General features: G+C 61.9%; 11 protein-coding genes. 2 read left to right on the top strand and 9 right to left on the bottom strand.

The window, feature by feature from the left end; genetic code table 11:
• Positions 1 to 245: 245 nt before the first annotated feature.
• From HMPREF2999_RS05970 to murA, 6 genes are all read right to left on the bottom strand, one after another.
• Positions 246 to 1,601 (bottom strand): thiamine-phosphate kinase, encoded by a 1,356-nt coding sequence (locus HMPREF2999_RS05970; RefSeq protein WP_070676697.1) that lies wholly within the window; start codon positions 1,599 to 1,601, stop codon positions 246 to 248.
• A 78-nt stretch (positions 1,602 to 1,679) separates the two neighbouring features.
• Entirely contained in the window at positions 1,680 to 3,374 is a 1,695-nt protein-coding gene (locus tag HMPREF2999_RS05965; RefSeq protein ID WP_070676699.1) for a PT domain-containing protein, read from the bottom strand.
• A 512-nt stretch (positions 3,375 to 3,886) separates the two neighbouring features.
• Positions 3,887 to 5,005: a D-alanine--D-alanine ligase family protein gene (locus tag HMPREF2999_RS05960; protein WP_049347437.1), complete on the bottom strand. Its 1,119-nt coding sequence runs from the start codon at positions 5,003 to 5,005 to the stop codon at positions 3,887 to 3,889.
• 223 nt (positions 5,006 to 5,228) lie between these two features.
• Complete coding sequence (locus tag HMPREF2999_RS05955; RefSeq protein ID WP_070676701.1) at positions 5,229 to 6,347, bottom strand: NAD(P)H-dependent glycerol-3-phosphate dehydrogenase; 1,119 nt, start codon at positions 6,345 to 6,347, stop codon at positions 5,229 to 5,231.
• A gap of 112 nt (positions 6,348 to 6,459) precedes the next feature.
• Positions 6,460 to 7,317, bottom strand: a complete 858-nt coding sequence (locus tag HMPREF2999_RS05950) for a lysophospholipid acyltransferase family protein (protein WP_070676703.1) — start codon at positions 7,315 to 7,317, stop codon at positions 6,460 to 6,462.
• A complete protein-coding gene (gene murA / locus HMPREF2999_RS05945) occupies positions 7,317 to 8,750 on the bottom strand; it encodes a UDP-N-acetylglucosamine 1-carboxyvinyltransferase (protein ID WP_070676705.1) in 1,434 nt (477 codons plus the stop codon). The genes HMPREF2999_RS05950 and murA overlap by 1 nt, the downstream gene beginning before the upstream one ends.
• Positions 8,751 to 9,439: 689 nt before the next feature.
• On the opposite strand from murA, the gene HMPREF2999_RS05940 reads away from it, so the two are divergent.
• A complete protein-coding gene (locus HMPREF2999_RS05940; protein ID WP_070676707.1) occupies positions 9,440 to 10,888 on the top strand; it encodes a transcriptional initiation protein Tat in 1,449 nt (482 codons plus the stop codon).
• A 161-nt stretch (positions 10,889 to 11,049) separates the two neighbouring features.
• On the opposite strand, the gene leuD is transcribed toward HMPREF2999_RS05940, so the two are convergent.
• On the bottom strand, positions 11,050 to 11,643 hold the full coding sequence (leuD, locus tag HMPREF2999_RS05935) for a 3-isopropylmalate dehydratase small subunit (protein ID WP_005505627.1): 594 nt from the start codon (positions 11,641 to 11,643) through the stop codon (positions 11,050 to 11,052).
• 26 nt (positions 11,644 to 11,669) lie between these two features.
• Positions 11,670 to 13,112, bottom strand: a complete 1,443-nt coding sequence (leuC, locus tag HMPREF2999_RS05930; RefSeq protein ID WP_070676709.1) for a 3-isopropylmalate dehydratase large subunit — start codon at positions 13,110 to 13,112, stop codon at positions 11,670 to 11,672.
• A gap of 410 nt (positions 13,113 to 13,522) precedes the next feature.
• Between leuC and HMPREF2999_RS05925 the strand changes: the two genes are divergently transcribed.
• A complete protein-coding gene (locus tag HMPREF2999_RS05925) occupies positions 13,523 to 14,419 on the top strand; it encodes an IclR family transcriptional regulator (protein WP_371325960.1) in 897 nt (298 codons plus the stop codon).
• A 126-nt stretch (positions 14,420 to 14,545) separates the two neighbouring features.
• Here the strand turns inward: HMPREF2999_RS05925 and HMPREF2999_RS05920 are convergent, their stop codons facing one another.
• Positions 14,546 to 16,423, bottom strand: a complete 1,878-nt coding sequence (locus tag HMPREF2999_RS05920; protein ID WP_070676713.1) for a GTPase — start codon at positions 16,421 to 16,423, stop codon at positions 14,546 to 14,548.
• Positions 16,424 to 16,427 lie beyond the last annotated feature (4 nt).

Below are 16,427 nucleotides of genomic sequence, written 5' to 3'. Positions count from 1 at the left end.
TCGTCAGTTTCGCGCGGTTCTCGGCTGATTTCTCAACTAGTTCTCGGCTGAGTTTGTGGCTGGTTCCCGACTGATTTCTTGGTGCCCGCGGCACGGACAGAACCCAGCCTGTTTCGTACTTCTATTCTAGGTAATTTCGGTTAAATGTACGGTATTGCCCGTCGTCTATCCCGCCAGCTGAAAATGCCAGCTAAAACACCTCGCGGCGCCCGGCAGGGTGCCCGATAGAGTACCCGGCGGAGCTCCTACGCGGAAGCCCCGTAGTGTTCCCAGCCCATGCCGTCCAGGGAGCGGCCGTCCATCACGACCGCCGCGCCGGTCACCGCATTGTGGCGGCGCTCGGCACCGTAGAGTTCGGCGCTCAGACCGCGCTCCGGGGCATCCGCAACGCAGGTGCCCAGGGGCACGAACTCTTCGGGCACCTCACCGGGGAAGGTCGCCAGCAGACCGTGGTCTTCCCCGCCAACCAGCACGAAGGTGCGCGCCAGGGATGCGGGGCTCTCCCCCGCCTCGTTGCGCTCACCAATCGCCAGCAGCAGGCGCGCCAACGGTAGCAGCGGCTCGGCGAAAGCATCCACGGCGGCGCGGTCGAGGCGCATCTGCACCCCGGAGGCGGCGGCAACTCGTCCGGCGTCCTTGACGAGTCCGTCGGAAAGATCCAGCATGGAGCTCGCCTGATGCTGGCGTGCCACTTCACCGGCGGGGATGGGGCTGACCGGGTGGTGCTGTGATTCGACGGCGCGCTCGCAGACCGCAATCATGTGCGCGGCATCTTCCGGGGTGAGGGTGCGGGCGAGCTCGATGAGCCCCTCGGGAAGAGCGCCAGTAGGAAGAGCGCCAGAGCCTTCAGCTTGCCGCTGAGCCCACGCCTGAGCCACCGTGCCCAGCGCCGCCTCAACACTCTGACCTGCGGTGATGGCACGCAGTAGTGCCGTAGCGGGCAGGGAGAGCGGGTTGAGTAGCAGGCGCAGACCGGCATCGGACCAGGCGGTACGCCCCGCCAGGGCGATAGTGTCACCGGGGCGCGCGCCGGAGCGCAGCACGGCGCGGTCCGTGTAGCCGAGGGCTGTGACGGTCACCGACATTTCGGTGGAGTCGCCAATATCGCCGCCGCCAATCACGCATTCGGTGGCTCCGCAGGCGTTGATTCCGTCCACAATGCCGTGGGCGAAGCCGTCAATCCAGCCGTAAGGAGTGCTACCGGGCAGGCTCAAGGAGATGAAGAGGCTCGCCGGGCGTGCCCCCATGGCGGCAACGTCGGCGAGGTTCTGGGTCGCGGCTTTGCGCCCCACATCGTAGCCGCTACTGCGGGCGGGTTCCAGAATGAACTCACCGGCTTCACTCGTCTGTGCGATACCGCCGGGCCAGAGGTTCATGAAGTCCTGGTCCTCAACGAGAGTGTCGGTGGTGACCACGGTACGCTGACCGGGCGCGGGCGCGGCGAGGACGGCACAGTCGTCACCGGGGCCCACCTCGAGGGGTTCAATGTGCCCGGCCTGGCGTGCCGCTGCGGCAACCTGCTCGTTGTGGGCGTTGATAATCGGCATGAAAGCGCGCAGAACGCGGGACTCCCCCAGCTTTGAGAGAGGTGTCTCTCGCATGGGGTTGTCCCGCGTTTCGCTAAAAGTCTGAGGATTCACATCCTCTATTATCGCGTATTCTTACGCGTTATGTTCGCCTTATGCTCCGCGGCTGAAGTAGCGGATTGCCAGAGCAATCAGCACCAGACCGATGAGTGAGAAGAGGATCAGCGGTGCAATGCCGGAAAGTCCGGAATCGTCCGCGTCCGCATTCTTCACGGCCTGCTCCTGGGCGGCGTTTGCACCGTCAGCCTTTGCCACGCTCTTTGCGGAGCGGCTGGCGCTAGCCGAGGTGGAGGAGCTAGGCGACTTCGAAGCCGATACCGAGCTTGAGGAGTTCGAGGGGCTTACCTCGTGGGAGTGGTCCTCGTCGGTCTTATTGTGCGAGAGGTATCCAGCAACCCAGTCTGCCGCACCCGGGATGGAGTCATTCGAGCCGTTATTGGCTGCGATTCGTCCGAGGGTGGTACCGCCAGAACGCAACGGATCGTCATCCTCGCCATCAAGCCTGTCGCTCGGTGCCTTGCTCGGTGAAGAGCTCGAAGATCCCGAAGAGGAACTTGAGGATTCAGAGGAGTTGCCCGGTCGCGGAAGCTCAATGGAGATGATGACATCTTCCCCAGAGACTTCCTGACGATTGCCGGGGACGGTCACCGGGTTGTTCGCCGGAGGAATCGGAGCAACAGGTTCGGTCTCGATCGGGGTAACCGATTTGGAGTCCGAGCTGTCCTTGTTATCCTCTACCGGAGCTACCGGAATCACGGGGATGACCGCATCCTTGGTCGGCTCCTGCTTAGCTTCCTTGGAGGGCTCCTGAGTCGGATCCTGAACCGGGGCCGGAACAACTGGAACCTGAGAGGGCTCCTGGGTCGGCTCGGGAGTTACGTCCTTAGTCGGCTCGGGAACCGGGACGGGATCCTGGGTCGGCTCCGGATTCGGTTCCGGAGTGGGGTCCTGGGTCGGCTCCGGGGTCGGTTCGGGAGTTACGTCCTTGGTCGGCTCAGGAGTGGGCTCCGGATTCGGTTCCGGAGTGGGGTCCTGAGTAGGCTCCGGGGTCGGCTCGGGAGTAGGTTCAGGGGTGGGCTCTACCGTAGGCTCAGGGGTCGGATCCTGAGTAGGCTCAGGAGTTGCATCCTTGGTGGGTTCCGCGGTGGGCTCCACAGTAGGCGCAACGGTCGGCTCCGGAGTGGGAGCAACAGTAGGTTCTGCCGTCGGCTGGACCGTAGGCTCCGCAGTCGGAGCTACAGTCGGCTCAGCCGTCGGAGTTGCGGTAGGAGCAACACTGGGTTCGGCACTTGCGCTAGGAGCTACAGTCGGCGTAGCGGTAGGTTCAGCGGTTGCATCCTTAGAGGGCTCTACGCTAGGACTCGCCGTAGCACTCGGGCTTGCAGTCGCACTAGCAGAAGCGGTGGGCTCGGCAGTAGGCTGCGCGGTAGCGTTCGCATCCGGGCTGGGCGTAGCACTCGCGGAGGGCTCGGCGCTAGCGGTGGGCTGAGCACTCGAAGAAGCGCTAGGCTGAGCGGTGGGCTCTGCCTGCGCTTTGTCAGTCTTATTGTCCCCCTGAGCGGTGGGCCATGCGCTCACGGTTGCGAGCGTGGGTACTGCCGTCTGAGAGGAAGATGCCGCGTTTGCGGTGGGGTCCAGGGTTTGGCTTGCGGTGGCGGCAGGGTTGGGCGGAACCTGAGACGCCGCCTCTTGCACATCTTGAGCAAATGAGGCTACGTAGGGGCTTCCGGAAGCAACCAGTGCTGTCGCCAGACTCGCAGAGACCACCTTACGGTTTCGTTTTCCCAAAGGTTGTCCTTGACTTTCTGATACGTTGTGAGTGAATAGATACCCAATCGCTAGGGCAGATTGGATATACCTTCATCTATTCTACCGAATCGGCTTTTTCTTCATTACTCACTTTAGCGCTTTCATACCAATCTTTGAGCTTCAAGATGTGCAACGACCATCAATAACATCTTTTCATTACCTAGAAGCATCATTTCATGCACTTATGAGCAGAATTACGTTTTGCCTTATCAATACCACTTTAAAACTTGCACTCCACCATCCAAGCAGCCCCGAAGCAAACAAGAGTGATTTTTCTCATGAGTGAAAAACGAGCGATTCTCATAAGCTTTTGGGGCTCAATACGTACCAATTACCCCTCCCACACAGCCATCAACTTGCCCACCGCACAAAAAGCGCCCCGGCGCGATTCCCTCAAGAATCCGCACCGAGGCGCCTTACAACAGGGGCTAGTCCCCCACCGTTACGTATTCAATAACTGAGCGCAGTCAAAACGACAGCGCACCCAAGAACTAGCGCAGACCCAGGGGGCGTTCCATCGCCAGGGTCAGCAGCTCGCTAATCAGATCAGTGTAAGAGATACCGGTGTTCTCCCACATGGTCTTGTACATCGAAATCGGGGTGAAGCCGGGCATGGTGTTCACCTCGTTGATGACCAGGCGGCCATCCTCAGTGTAGAAGAAGTCCGCACGAGACAGACCCTCGCCATCCAGCGCCAGGAACGCCTTCACAGCCAGCTCACGCAGGCGATCCTGCACATCCTGCGGCAGGTTCGCCGGACACACGGTCACAGCGGAAGACTCAGAAACGTACTTCGCCTCAAAGTCGTAGAAGCCGTGGTCCTCGTCCACAACCTCAATCTCGCCGGGGTAGGATGCGCGCGGCATCTCGCCGTGGTGGCCGTCCAGCACGGCGCACTCAATCTCGCGGCCCACAATACCCGCCTCAATGATGATCTTCGGGTCGTGGCGGCGTGCCTCTTCAATCGCGGGCACGAGCTCCTCCACCGAATCCACCTTGGTAATACCGAAGGAAGAACCTGCGCGGGTCGGCTTCACGAACATGGGGAAGCCCAGCTTCAGCACGCGCTCCAGAATCTGCTCGCGGTCCTCGTGCTCCCACTGGCGGTTGGTGACAACCTCGTAGGGGCCAACCTCCAGGCCAGCGGATTCGAAAGCAACCTTCATGAAGTGCTTATCCATACCCACAGCGGATGCGGTCACACCGCAACCCACATAGTGCAGGTCAGCCATTTCCAGCAGACCCTGCACGGTGCCGTCCTCACCGAAGGGGCCGTGCAGCAGCGGGAACACAACGTCCACCGGTGCGGTGCGGGTAACGTTACCCTCAGCATCCACCAGGGTCAGGCGGGAATCGCCGGCGCCCATCGGCAGGAACACCTGCTGGGTACCCTCGGGGAACTCTGCGGTACCGCGAGTGCCGGCGGTCAGCTCGGCAAGCTGCTGCTCGTCGGTCAGGTACCAGCGGCCGTCACGGGTAATACCGATAGTGATGACGTCGTAGGCGGTGCGGTCAATAGCGCCCAGAACGCCAGCAGCGGTAATGAGCGAAATCGGGTGCTCGGAGGAGCGGCCACCGCACAGCAGGGCGACGGTCTTCTTCTCGGTCATATATTTCTCCTAGTCAATGTTCCCCTACCCTCATGTCCGGAAGGTGGAACGGCAATGCGTCAATAATCCTAACGCACGAATACCGTCGCGGTCACTGATGCGTTTCTCACGCACCGGTTTTCCGCAACGGTATCCGTCCTTGGATGTTTACATTCAATCTTCTAGTATGTCCTGGCACACAACCCGAATCAAGGGGTGCCAGCACACCAGAAAGCTTCAAAACCTAGTGGCTCTCATGCTTGAGGCGGCGACCGAGCAGCTGAGGCGCCAACTCCTCAATGCCAATACGGCCCGAAAGCACAGCCACCACAGCCTCAACAATGGGCATCTCCACGCCGTGGCGACGAGCCAGCTCAGCCACCACCGGTGCCGATTTAATCGACTCAGCTGTCTGGCTCATGTGCTCGTGCAGGCGGTCAGGGGTAACACCCTGAGCCAGCAGGCGGCCCGCCGTGTGATTACGAGACAGCGGCGAAGAGCAGGTCGCAATCAAGTCGCCCATACCGGCAAGACCGCTCATCGTCGCAGCCTCGCCGCCCAACGCCACCGCCAGGCGGGTAATCTCCGCCAGACCGCGCGTCATAATGGACGCCTTCGAGTTATCGCCGTAATTGCGGCCCTCGCAAATACCCACGCAAAGGGCAATCACGTTCTTCACCAGGCCGCCAATTTCGGTACCCACCACATCCGTGTTGGTGTACGGGCGGAAGTACGCGCACGCAATCGCGTGAGCAACAGACTCAGCCACCGGCAGGGTACGAGCCGCAACCACGGAGGCGGTAGGCTCCTCCCCCATGATTTCCTTCGCCAGGTTCGGGCCCGACAGCACGCACACGCGGTGCGGAATATGGCCGATCGCGCGCAGATCAGCACCACGCAGAGCCATAGATTCTTCCAGCTCCTCGGTAATGACCTGCGACATGCGCAGACCCGTACCGGTCTCCAACCCCTTCGCTAAAGAAACCAGCATGGCATTCGGCTCAATATAGCGGGCGAAGCTCTGCAACTGCGAACGCAGAACCTGCGCGGGCAGGGCAAGAACCACAATATCCGCACCGGCAAGCGCCGCGGGGGCATCCGCCGTGAAGTGCATGTTATCCGGCAGCTTCATTCCCGGAAAATAGCGGGCGTTCTCGCGGGTGCGCTCACACTCAGCCATCACCTGCTCATCACGACCGATGAGGGTCACGCGAGTGTCATCGCCGCGCTCGCGGGCAGCATCCGCCGCAATCTTAGCGAAAGCGGTGCCCCAGCTACCGGCGCCGAGCACCGCAATAGACTGTACGGTCGCCGGAGGGGTAAATTCAGGGCTTGCTGCGGGGGTGCGTCCAAAGAAGGTCACGAAAACACCTGCCTCTCTTCCTTGCGAGCTTATTGTGCGAGTCCCTGACAGACGCCTCAGCAAATAGCCGCGGCTCCTGTCAGGGCCTCTACGATTTTTCCCAGCTGGGATGCTACTTTTCGTCCGGTTCGCCGAGCGCGCCACCAACCGGACCCGAGGGGGTACCGGGGGCTTCACGACGCTTCGTGCGGGGGTTCCAACGACCCTCAGGAGCCTTCTCGCCGCGGATCTTCTCCAGCTCGGCGGTAATAGCGTCCAGCATGGCGTCGGTGACCACGCCCAGTTCGGTGCGGGTGTGCTTAGCTTCGGGGCTGGCGTCATCAACGAGGGGGGCGATATCCAGCGCCTTACCAACCTGCACTCGCACGGTCTTGCGCGGGAACAGCGAAATCTTACGCTTCTCCTTGATGCGGCCGTCCTCGCTAGCCTCATCCACGTAACCGAGAATCTGCTCGTCACCCCAGTGCGCCACCGGGTAGACGGGTGCACCAGTCGCAAGAGCCAGACGAGCCGCACCGGTACGCGCCTGCATGGGCCACAGCTGCGGATCGTGGGTAGTGGTGCCCTCCGGGAAAATCACGACGGCACCGCCAGCCTCAACAATCTTGCGGGCAGTAATCAGGGACTTACGCGCATCCACCGAACCGCGAACCACAGGAATATGCGCGAGCTTGCGCATAATGTAGCCGAGCACGGGAGCACGGAACAGCGAATCCTTCGCCAAGAAGCGCGGCAGGGCGCCCTCAACGAAAGCAGGGAAAGCCACGGTCACCGGGTCAAGCTCGGTGGTGTGGTTAGCCACGATAATGTACCCGCCGCTGGAGGGCAGGTTCTCACGGCCGGTAATCTCAACGCGCGCGATGAGCTTGTACAGCCCGCGCGCAGCGTTACCGAGCACCTTGTACAGAGCGTCACCGTAAGCGGTGGGCTCAATCTCCGGCAGCGCTTGCTTTCCCTGCTGTCCGCTCATTAACCCTGAACCTCAACTTCCTCGGGCTCAACAACGACGATTGCTGCATCGGGCTTGGGAGCCTTCGACGCCTTGCGTGCCAGCACCTCAAAGTTGGCGCCCAGGCCCTTGAGCTTCTCCTCGAAGTTCTCGTAGCCGCGAGCAATCAGCTCAACACCGCTCACGTGAGAGGTGCCCTTAGCAGCCAGCGCAGCAATGATGTGGGAGAAGCCGCCGCGCAGATCCGGAACCTCAATATCAGCGCCGGTCAGCGGGGTGGGGCCAGAAATAATAGCGGAGTGGCCGTAGCCCTTACCCTCAAAACGGCAGGGTGCGCCGCCCACGCAATCGCGCATAACAACGATATCTGCGCCCATCTGCTTCAGGGCGTTGGTGAAGCCGAAACGCTCCTCGTACACGGTCTCGTGCACGATGGACGCGCCCTTAGCCTGGGTCAGCGCCACCACGAGGGGCTGCTGCCAGTCGGTCATGAAGCCGGGGTGCACGTTGGTCTCAAAGACGATGGGCTTCAGCTCTGCACCGGGGGTGCGCTGAGCCGGGTGGGTGAAGCGAATACCCTCGGCGGTCACCTCGTACAGGCCGCCCATCTTGCGGAACTGGTTCAGGAACGCAGTCATATCCTTCTGAGCTGCACCGCGAACGAAAATGTCGCCGCCGGTAGCCAGAGCCGCAGAAGCCCAGGAAGCGGACTCGTTACGGTCGGGCAGGGACGCGTGATCGTAGCCGGTCAGCTCATCCACGCCCTCAATGACGATGGTGCGATCTTCGTTGATGAAGATAATCGCGCCCATCTTCTGCAGTACGGCGATGAGGTCAATAATCTCGGGCTCAATCGCAGCGTTACGCAGGATGGTCTTACCCTTAGCGCGCACACCGGTGAGCAGAACCTGCTCGGTAGCACCCACGGAGGGGTAGTTCAGCACAATCTCTGCACCCTTCAGGCCCTCTTCGGGAACGATCAGGGTGGTGCCGGTTTCGTCGTCCTTCTCAACGACCGCACCGAACTTGCGCAGTGCAGACATGTGGTAGTCAATGGGTCGGTCACCGATCTTGCAGCCACCCAGGTTGGGGATGCGCGCGGTACCGAGAGTGTGCAGCAGCGGGCCCACCATCAGAATCGGGATGCGAGAGTTACCACCGAAGAGCTGAATCTCCTCTGCGTTCTTTGCAGCGGTGGTTGCATCCTGCGCGGGGTTGAGGGTGAGAACACCGGCTTCACGGTCGTAGTCAACCTTCGCACCGTGCAGCTCCACGAGGGTGGTAACGATTTCAACATCGCTCAGGTCGGGAACGTTACGCAGGGTCGAGGGAGTCGAACCGTGCAGTGCTGCGACCATAGCCTTGGGCACCAGGTTCTTGGCGCCTCGAACGTGAACCTCACCAACGAGCGGAGTGCCACCTTCAATGCGAAGCTTGCTGATGTTCTCAGTCATTAAAAATCCTTTGTGGAGTCGGCTGGTTTACGCCGAACTTTAACAGTGTGCCGATACGCCGCGTTCTGTCGTGCCGCGCCCCTGCCGGTAGCAGGGCGAAACGGGCGCATATATTCATCATTATTCTAAGCCCTGCGTAAAGGTGCTCCAAACACTGAAGAACCTTTGGAACTCGCGACTAGGATTTTGATCTGATGCGTATGTGAAAAACCGGTCTGAACCCTCAGATTCAGAGCCGGAAAAAACAAAAAGATACACAAATATTCACACTAATGCAAACATTTTCTAGTTCTTCACCGAAATTTGACGTTAGTTTCGTCTTTTTGGCGCACGAATTTGAACTTGAGAGCAACCTCACCCCTACAATAACGTGCACACTCGTGCCCACTGAACGGCGCCTCCACTCTCAAGGAGAAGCCAACCAGCTCTCAACTGCGGCATCGGCGCCGGCGTTGCCGTTGCTCCACGCAGTACGGAGCCTCACGGCAGGGAACGGGCGTGCAAACACTGCATACAACCTTGCGATGACGCCCAACTAAAACGGTTCGGCTTCCTGATTCACTTCAACTTCAAAAATTCACTTCAACATTACCGTAAATATTCGAAAGTCAACCGAAAACCACGGCGCATCGCAACCAACCACAGGTTACTTCGCGGCTGCATCCGCGAATTACCGGAGGACCCCAAATATGACACATCACAACACTGCATCACGCATTTCGCGCCGTCGCCTCGTACAGGGCGCGGCATGGAGCGCCCCCGTTATCCTCGCCAGCGCAACCATCCCCGCATGGGCGGCAAGCGGCGAGCCCACCTGCTCCCCCGCCCTCACCCTCAAGCCGACTGTAACCGGCTACGACGACAAGGCAGGCGCATACACCGAATGGCTCGTCCCTGAAGGCGTTGGACGAGTACGATTCGACCTCGTGGGAGGTGCCGGCGGTGCCGCAACCTCCTTCACTCCCCAATACCTGACCGATGTCACGAACGCGGCCCTGTCTGGCGGCGGTGCCGGTGCACAGCTCAGCGGCGTTCTTGCGGTCAAGTCCGGCGACATCCTGCGCGTCTGGGCGGGTAACGGCGGCGTCGGCTCCGCAGCCGGCGCACAGCCCGCACTCGGTGGCGAAGGCTACGCAGCAGGCGGCGACTCCACCGGCTCCAGCACCGCAACCGGCGCAGCGCAGGTAGTGGACACCGATAGCGGCTACGTGTACGGCGCGTCCGGCGGCGGCTCCTCCGCGGTCGAGCTCGTCCGCGACGGCGCAGTCACCGTCGTAGCCGTTGCAGGCGCTGGCGGCGGCGGCGCACAGCTAGGCACCCTCACCACCCACCAGCGCATCTTTGACGCGCAGCCCAAGGACCAGCTAAACCCGGCACTGCGCGTGGCACTGGACGGCCGTGACGCATCCACCACCGCAGGCGGTAGCGCAGGCGGCGACCTGGGCACCGACAACACCGGTCAGGGTGGCATGCTCATGGCAAGCCCCTACCAGGAGTTCAAGCCTCTTGAGGAGGACGATAAGACCCTGGACATGCGCTTCATGGTCACCGGCGGTACCGCTGGCCGCTCCGGAGTGGCGGGTACCCTCGGTGAGGCGCTGGTCGGCGTTCTCGACGAGAATAACGAGCTGAAGCTCCAGCCCATGTCTACCTCCTGGTTCGAATCGTACAGCTTCCCGCGCTACTACCTTTACGAGGGCGACTCCGTGCGTGAAGGAGAGAAGGGCACCGGCGGTGCGAACGCAACCGGCTCTTACCGCGGTAAGGGTGGCTCCGGCGCGCTGCTTTCCCGAACCCACGGCAAGCTCTCCCTCTCTTCCGTAGCATCCGGTGGTGGCGCCGGCTACGGCGGCGGTGGCGCAGGCTTGAACATCTGGACCGTTGGCTCATACTACGAAGGCGTTTTCGGCCGTCAGGTGCAGTTCGAAGACGAAGGCAACATCTACTCGCTCAGCGCCCTGAGCAGCGGCGGCGGCGCAGGCGGCAGCTACATTAACCACGAGGTGGTTTCTGACTTCGCTCTTGCCACCGCACAGAACGCAAACCCGACCGCGGGCGTGCGCTCCCCCGGTTCTGCAACGCTGTATAGCTGCACCGAGAACGCAACCCTGAACACCCCCATCACTGAGGGTGCCTAAGCTCTAGGTCGTCAATAAATGCGCCTCCCCGGAAGCTGATGCTCCGGGGAGGCGTATTTTATATGCGTGCCAAGGTTTTAGGTACAGAAAAGCTCAGGATGCAGAAAAGCTCGGGGCAGCGACTCATATAGTCACCGCCCCGAGCTTCATAGATCTACGGCTTAGAGTTCCTGAGTGCGGGGCATCCAGGAGGGGCGCTTCGCCTCGTACGCCTCAATAGCCTCGAGGTTCTGCAGGGTCAGACCGATGTCGTCCAGGCCCTCCATGAGGCGCCAGCGCACGTAGTCGTCAATCTCGAAGGGAACAACCAGCGCACCCACGGTCACGGTCTTGGACTCCAGGTCAACGGTGATTTCGGTGCCGGGCTCGTGCTCCAGCGCCTTCCAAATCAGCTCAATGTCGTCCTGTGCGACCTGCGCGGTGACCAGGCCCTGCTTACCCGAGTTGCCGCGGAAAATATCAGCAAAACGAGCGGAGATAACGACCTTGAAACCGTAGTCGCGCAGCGCCCACACCGCGTGCTCACGGGAAGAACCGGTACCGAAGTCCGGGCCCGCAACCAGCACGCTACCGTGCTTGTAGGGCTCCTGGTTCAGGATGAACTCGGGATCCTTACGCCAGTTGGCGAAGAGGGCATCATCAAAGCCGGTCTTGGTCACTCGCTTGAGGTAGACCGCGGGAATGATCTGGTCGGTGTCAACATTCGAAGAACGCAGCGGCACGCCAATGCCGGTGTGCTTGATAATGGGTTCCATAATGGCTCCTTAGCTACAGCGGCGTGCTAGGCCACGACGTCGGACGGGGCGGACAGGGTACCACGCACAGCGGTTGCGGCAGCAACCACCGGGGAGACCAGGTGGGTGCGGCCACCCTTACCCTGGCGACCCTCAAAGTTACGGTTCGAGGTGGAGGCGCAACGCTCACCGGGTGCCAGCTGGTCGGGGTTCATACCCAGGCACATGGAGCATCCGGCGAAGCGCCAGTCAGCACCGAAGTCCTTGAAGACCTTGTCCAGGCCTTCTGCTTCTGCCTGTGCGCGGACCTTCTGGGAGCCGGGCACGACCATCATGCGTACGTTCTCGGCGATGGTGCGGCCGCGCACGATGTCTGCTGCGGCGCGCAGGTCCTCGATGCGGGAGTTGGTGCAGGAGCCCAGGAAGACGACGTCCACGGGGATTTCCTTCATGGGGGTGCCCGCCTCCAGGCCCATGTATTCGAGGGCGCGCTCTGCCGCGACCTTGTCGTTCTCATCCTCGAAATCGTCCGGGGAGGGAACGGCGTGGCTCAGCGGAATACCCTGACCGGGGTTAGTGCCCCAGGTGACGAAGGGCTCGAGCTCGTCAGCGTTGATGAAGATCTCCTTGTCGAAGACGGCGCCTTCGTCGGTGGGCAGGCTCTTCCAGTACTCGACTGCCTTGTCCCACTCTTCGCCCTTGGGTGCGTGCTGGCGGCCCTTGATGTACTCGAAAGTGGTCTCGTCGGGAGCAACCATGCCGGCGCGTGCGCCCGCCTCAATGGACATGTTGCACATGGTCATGCGGCCCTCCATGGAGAGGGAGCGGATTGCGGAGCCGCGATACTCGAGCACGTAGCCCTGACCGCCACCGGTGCCAATCTGCGCGATGACGGCGAGGATGATGTCCTTAGCGGTCACGCCGGGCTTGAGGGTGCCTTCAACGTTGATTGCCATGGTCTTGAAGCGTGCCAGCGGCAGGGTCTGGGTCGCCATGACGTGCTCCACCTCGGAGGTGCCGATACCGAACGCGAGAGCGCCGAACGCACCGTGGGTGGAGGTGTGGGAGTCGCCGCAGACGATGGTCATGCCGGGCATGGTCAGACCCAGCTGCGGGCCGACCACGTGCACGATGCCCTGTTCCTCGTCACCGAGGGAGTGGATGCGCACGCCGAATTCCTTGGCGTTGCGGCGCAGGGTCTCGATCTGGGTGCGGCTGGTCAGGTCGGCGATGGTGCCGAAGATGTTGTCGGTGGGGGTGTTGTGATCCTCGGTGGCGATGGTCAGGTCGAGGCGGCGCAGGGGGCGGTTCTCGATGCGCAGGCCTTCAAATGCCTGGGGGGAGGTCACTTCGTGCAGTAGCTGCAGGTCGATGTAGAGCAGGTCGGGCTTGCCGTTTTCACCGGGGACGACGACGTGTGCGTCCCAGACTTTTTCTGCCAGGGTGCGCGGACGGGTGCCCGCGGTGGTTGCGTTCTGTTCGCTAGTCATGCTTTCTCCTGCTTGATGCGTTCCTACGGTGGATGCGTTCGGTGTGGTGCGTGCCGCAAGTTTGCGGAGTTGAGGGGCGGATTATGTACCCGATGGGACCCTCAAATCGGTATTTCCCTGCGGCGTGTCGCATATTTTTTCACGGATTCTTAGCCTGTGAGACGACTCAGAAACACCCCGAACTAGCAAGTGTTTTTATGTGGGTTTACTCTATGACTCCAGGGTAATTTTGCGGGATTATTCGCATTTTTCTGCGTCTTTTCGCATATTTTCACCCATAAACCCACACAAACACTTATTATGAAAAGTTCATAATTTATCCCGTAGGGGGTGATTCCATCTTCAGCTCTGCACCCCAAAGAGTCCATGAAGTCCGGGGTATCTTTCATATTCTGAGATAGAATATAAGAATGACTCCTTCCGCCTCACGTTTTAACGCACACGGAATGCGTCACCCCAACGCATCCACACACCACAACGCACCGATCGTTGATCCCGTCAAGCCGCCCGAACACATGGCCCCCGACGAGCAGATGGTAGAGGTACACTCCCACGGCTCCTCCGGCGTTGGCGTGCTCGACAAGGCAACCCTCATTCTTGACTGCCTCGAGGCAGGCCCCGTATCCCTGGGCGACCTCGTCAAGGCAACCGGTCTGGCACGCCCCACCGCACACCGCCTCGCCGTGGCGCTGGCTCACCACCGTCTCGTAGCCCGCGACGTGCAGGGACGCTTCATGCTCGGACCCCGCCTGACCGAACTCGCGTCCGCCACCATTTCCGATGAGCTCATCACCGTGGCAGACCCGATTCTGCAGAAGCTCAGCCTCGAAGCTGACGAGTCCACCCAGCTGTACCGCCGCCAGGGCGACTGGCGTGTATGCGCGGCAACCGCGGCACGCCCCTCCGGCATGCACGAATCCATCCCGGTCGGTACCCAGCTGTCCATGCAGGCTGGTTCCGCCGCCCAGGTTCTGCTGGCTTGGGAAGACCAGAACCGTATTGTTGAAGGCCTGCGCGATGCGCACTTCAGCGCCGCCATGCTCGCGGCTGTGCGCCGCATCGGTTGGGCGCAGTCCGTGGGTGAGCGCGAGCGCGGTACCGCCTCGGTTTCTGCTCCGGTGCGTGCGCCCGGCGGCAAGGTGATTGCGGCGGTGTCTATCTCAGGCCCGATTGACCGCATGACCCGCCAGCCGAACCGCAACTACCCCGAGCTGGTCGTTAAGGCTGCCCAGGCGATTACGGACGGTCTGCGTGAGCTTGCGGCGTCTCAGCAGGCTCCCTGCGGTGAGAGTACTGAAGAGGACTAAGCTTCAGTAGCGTATAGATTTAATGGAAGAATCCCTCCCCACCTCGATTGAGGTGGGGAGGGATTCTTTTGTGCGCTCTTAGTTTGATGCAGCTTGTCCTGATGCGGCTTCTCGGATGATACGCCGCTAAATGTCCAGCGCCTTGCGGTAGGCGTTGAGGCGCTTTGCTTCCTGCTGTACCGGGGCGACCACGCAGGACTGCACTGCCTTCTCCACGCCGGTCTGCAGGCGACCCCGCAGCTTACGTGCGTAGTAGCGTGAGCCCATGGCGGTAAGCAGCCTGCCCACACCCGCCGAGGCAATACCAAGCAGGATACCCAGCAGCAGAAGCAGGGTCGGCAGGGGCACCGGGGAGCCTTCGGGTGTCGGGGCGGGCGGCAGTTGAATCTGCAGGTACGCCATGCCGGAGATGAGGGTCAGCCAGGCGACACCCACCAGGGCGCTGAGTAGCGCAATCCACTGTAGGGCGTTGAAGATGACCCAGGGGGCGCGGGTGCGGCCCAGACCGTAGTCGATGCGCACCATATCGCGTTCGAGCAGGTCGGGTAGCTCCGCCTCGCGGGAGAGCGCGGCTTCTTTCATACTGCGTTTCCAGGGTTCGTCGATGCGGTTCGCCATCTGTTTGCTGTACTGGCGCACGGCGTTTGCCATACCCGCCTTCTGTGCGGCGCTCAGCGGAGGCAGGGAAGATGCCACCAGCTCGGGTGCATTCTCGCTATCGGAGCCGAGCATTCCCGCGGACTTCTCAGCCTTAGAGGTGCTCTTCGTTTCGTCCTGCTGTCCCAGGTGCAGGCGGCGCAGGGGGTCGGCCTTCAGGCGGCTCATCCAGCGGGTGAGGATCCAGCCGGTGCGCTGTCCCGCCGCACGGCGGTAGGAGGCGGTTGCCGCCTCCAGAACCTGCTCGGCATGGCTGGAGGCGTAGCATGCCTTCACGAGCTTCTGTTCCGCTTCGAGGGCGTAGGCTCCGGCGAGCACGGCGCCCTCTCCCCCGGCGTAGGTGCGTAGCTGGGAGGCGGTGGCGTGCAGCTGGGCGTCGGTTCGTTGCAGGGACAGGTTCTTGGCGGCGGCTACCTGCGCGAGCATGTCGCGGAGCGCGTCGACTCCTTCGCCAGTTCGTGCGGACACGGCGAGGGGCGGGGCGAGCAGGTGCGCCTCGGTGCCCTCAGCCTGGAGCAGGCGGGTGAGGGAGGCGAGCACGGCGGGCACCTCGGCGGGTGCGAGCTTATCCGCCTGGTTGAGCACGCAGAGCGCCTGCGCGCCGGAAGCGGCGAGCGGCACCATGAAGTCGCGGTGGATGACGGCGTCGGCGTACTTTTGGGGGTCGACGACCCAGACGAGCACGTCTACGTAGCGCATCATGCGGGCGGCGAGGTCGCGGTTGGTGGTGGTGACCGAGTCGAAGTCGGGCATGTCCAGCAGGATCAGACCGCCGGTTCGGGTGCGCATTTCGCCGCGTCCGCCGACGGCTCGGCGGATGCGGTTGAAGAGTCCGGGTGCGGGTTCGGTCACGGCGTTGGGTGCCGCTACTCCCCCGCCAGCCCCGTTACCATCGGTTGCTTCTCCTTCGGCGGCGAGCGCCCGGGTTTGCGGGTAAACGCGCTTGTCAATGCCGAGCCAGTCAAGTAGCTCTTCGCTGCCTTCGGCTTCCCAGATTGCCGCCTGCACGGTGGAGGTGGTCGGGCGTGTGGGCGCGGAGAGGGCAATGTTCTGCCCGGCGATGGCGTTGAATAGCGTGGATTTGCCGCTACCGGTCGCGCCGAAGAAGCCGATGACGGTGTGTTCGGTGGAGAGTTCACGGCGCTGGCTGAGGCGTTCGAGGGTTTCGGCGGCGTCGAGCAGCACGGTTTCGGGGACTCGTCCTTCGCCGTAGCTGATGGCGTCCTTCAGGGATGCGACGGAGCGCGCGAAGGGCGAGGTCGCCACGGCGGGGTTGGCGCCTCGCTCGGTGTTGCGCCCATTAGTATTGCGCTCGGTGTTCTCGAGTTTATTCTCGGGGGTAGTCATAGTG

Source organism: Rothia sp. HMSC066H02 (genome assembly GCF_001814995.1).
Taxonomy (GTDB): domain Bacteria; phylum Actinomycetota; class Actinomycetes; order Actinomycetales; family Micrococcaceae; genus Rothia; species Rothia mucilaginosa.
This window is presented reverse-complemented; position numbering and strand designations above follow the sequence as displayed.